Origin of the sequence: Sandarakinorhabdus rubra, assembly GCF_010994245.1 — a bacterium.
In the GTDB taxonomy this organism is placed as follows: Bacteria; Pseudomonadota; Alphaproteobacteria; order Sphingomonadales; family Sphingomonadaceae; genus Sandarakinorhabdus; species Sandarakinorhabdus rubra.
In genome coordinates this window covers 1-2,774 of sequence record NZ_WMHO01000284.1, presented here as the reverse complement: position 1 = coordinate 2,774, position 2,774 = coordinate 1, and the positions used below count along the sequence as shown (strand labels likewise).

Here is a 2,774-nt window from a genome sequence, read left to right as displayed (position 1 = left end):
CTGGCCGGGCTGGTCGCCGGCCTGGCGCTGGCGCTGGCCTTTGGCGCGGCGACGCTGGCCGGCGAGGCCATCGCCCAGATGGTGGGCCTGGGCTTTGCCATGCTGGGGCCGATGTCGGGCGGCGGCGGCGCCCTTTCGGCGCTGTTCACCACGCTGGCCTGGGTGGCGCTGCTGGCCGGTGACCTGCACAGCGAGTGGCTGCTGCTGATGCTGGCCGGCGGGGTGGTGCCGGCCACGGGGCTTGGCGACATCGCGGCGCTGGGCGGGCTGATGTTCCTGTGGGGCCTGAAGGTGGCGCTGCCCCTGCTCGCCGTGCTGCTGCTGGCCAATGCGGTGGTGGCGATTGCCAATCGCGCCGCGCCGCAGCTTTCGGTGGTGGCGGTGGGGCCGGCGGCGCTGCTGCTGGCGTTCGTCACTCTGCTGCCGCTGGTGCTGGGCCATGTTTCGGGCCGGCTGGCGCAGGCACTGGCCAGTGCGCACGGGCTGGTGGCGCCCTGATGGCCGGCGAGAAGACCGAGAAGCCAACACCGCGCCGCCGCGAGAAGGCGCTGGAGGAGGGCAATGTCTTTGCCCCGCGCGAACTGGCGCCGGCGGCCAGCTTCGCCGTGGCAACCTTGTTCCTGGTAACCGCTGGCCCGATGCTGTGGCACGATCTGGCCAGCTTCCTCGCGGGCAGCCTGGCGGGTGCTGCCGGCGGCGATGTGCGCGCGCTGGCGCGGCGGTTGCCTGTCGCCGCGCCGCTGCTGCTGCTAGCTATGGTGGCGGTGGTGGCGATCGGCCTGCAGCTGGCGGTCACCCGCCACGCCGGGTTGGGATTGGCGGCGCCGAAATGGTCGCGGATCTCGCCCCTCAATGGCCTCAAGCGGCTGTTCGGTTGGCAGGGGCTGGCCGGCGCCGCCACCGCGCTGTTGAAGCTGGGCGGCATGGCGGCGCTGGGCCTGGCCATCGTGCTGCCGGCGCTGCCGACGATCGCTGCCATCGAGGAGGGCGGACTGGCCGCCGTGGGCGCGCTGCTGGTGCGGCTCGCCGTGGCTTCAACGCTGCTGCTGGCGCTCGTCGCGCTGGTCGATGCCGGCTTCACCTGGTGGCGGCGCGAGCGCCAGTTGATGATGACCCGCGAGGAGGTGAAGCGCGAGAGCCGCGAGAGCGATGGCGCCCCGGAATTGCGCGCCGCCGTGCGCCGCGCCCAGATGGCGGCCGCGCAGGGGCGGATGCGCAAAAGCCTCGCCGATGCCGCCGTGGTGGTGGTCAACCCCGTGCACTTTGCCGTGGCGCTGCGCTATCGCGCTGGGACCGACGAGGCGCCGGTGGTGGTGGAGAAAGGCCGGCTCGACATGGCGCACGCCCTGATCGCGGCCGCGCGCGAGCTGAAGGTGCCGATCATCCGCACGCCGCGGCTGGCACGCGCGCTGTTCTGGTCGGCCAAGGCCGGCCAGATGGTGCGGCCCGAGCTGTTTCCGGCGGTCGCGACCATCCTCGCCTTCGTGATGCGCTTCGACGATCCGGAAGCCGAAGCGGTGCCCGATGTGTTCGTGCCGCCGGCGCTGGATGTCGATGAGCATGGCAAGCCGCGCAAGGCCGGCGCGCCGCTGCCGTTGTAAGCGCTGCTGGAAGGAACTGCCATGGCCACCAATCCGCTGCTTGCCTTCGGTTCCGGTTCCGGGCTGGACAGCCGCGCCATCGTGGAAGGCATCGTGTCGGCCGAGCGCACTGCCCGCGCGGCACCGCTCACTCGGCGCATCGAGGAGTTGCAGGCGCGCATCTCGGCGCTGGGCCAGCTGCGCGCCGCCTTGACCGGCATCGCGACCTCGCTCGACACACGCCTGCGGGGCGGGGAGCTTGGCCTGCAACTGGCCAGCAGCGATGCCGCCATCAGCGTCGAACGCGTCGGCGCCGGGCCGCCGGCGGCACTTTTCCGCGAGGTGGCGGTGACCAGCCTCGCCACCGCCCAGCGGCTGACCGGGCCAACCCTGGCCAGTGCCACGGCGCCGGTGGGCACCGGCACGCTGTCGATCCTGTTCGGCACCCGCATGCCCCTTGCCGGCGGCGGTTTCAGCTTCAGCGCCGGCAGCCAGCCATCGGTCACCATCAGCATCACGCCCGAGAACAACAGCCTGCAAGGACTGGCCGATGCGATCAACGCGTCGGCCAGCGGGCTTTCGGCGAGCATCGTCACCTCTGCCGGCAGTGCCACGTTGGTGGTGCGCGGGGCCGAAGGGGCCGCCAACGGCTTCATCATCAGCGCTGCGCCGACCCCGCCGCCACCGCCGCCGCCGCTGCCCGATCCGCCGCCAGATCCGTTGCCGCCGCCGCCCCCGCCGCCGCCACCGGGCCTCGAACGCTTCAACCACACGCCCGGCGCCGCGACGATGGCGTTGGGTCAGGCGGCGGCCGATGCGGTGCTCAGTATCGATGGCATCGCCGTCACCCGGCCTGGCAACCGCATCGACGATCTCATCCCCGGCGCGCGGCTGACGCTGGTGCGCCCCACGGCCAGCGCCGCGATCACCGCCAGCCGCGATGGCCGCGCGGTGTCAGGGGCGCTGGCCGATTTCGTCGGCACGCTGCAAGCGATGCGCCAGCTGATAAGCGATTTTCGCCGCCCGGCGCAGGATGGCGAACCGGCCGGGCCGCTGGCGACCGATGGCACCGCCCGCGCGCTCGATCAGCGCATCGCCCGGCTGGTGCGCGCCGAGGTGGGAGAGGCGAACGGGCTGACCCTCGCTGATCTGGGCGTCGGCATCGCGCGGGACGGCAGCATCACCGTGGACAGC

The 2,774-nt window shown here is 72.8% G+C and carries 3 protein-coding genes; all 3 read left to right on the top strand.

Annotated elements, in window-relative coordinates:
• A partial coding sequence (locus GJV64_RS13400) for a flagellar biosynthetic protein FliR (RefSeq protein ID WP_205599635.1) occupies window positions 1–498 on the top strand: 498 nt, incomplete at its 5' end.
• Window positions 498–1,601, top strand: a complete 1,104-nt coding sequence (locus tag GJV64_RS13395; RefSeq protein ID WP_164157858.1) for an EscU/YscU/HrcU family type III secretion system export apparatus switch protein — start codon at window positions 498–500, stop codon at window positions 1,599–1,601. The genes GJV64_RS13400 and GJV64_RS13395, both read left to right, overlap by 1 nt.
• 21 nt (window positions 1,602–1,622) lie before the next feature.
• On the top strand, window positions 1,623–2,774 hold a 1,152-nt coding region (gene fliD, locus GJV64_RS13390; protein ID WP_164157856.1), incomplete at its 3' end, for a flagellar filament capping protein FliD.

Excerpts from the sequence above, each read along its gene's own strand:
- GJV64_RS13395 (WP_164157858.1), top strand. The coding sequence starts at position 498 with ATGGCCGGCGAGAAGACCGAGAAGCCAACACCGCGCCGCCGCGAGAAG.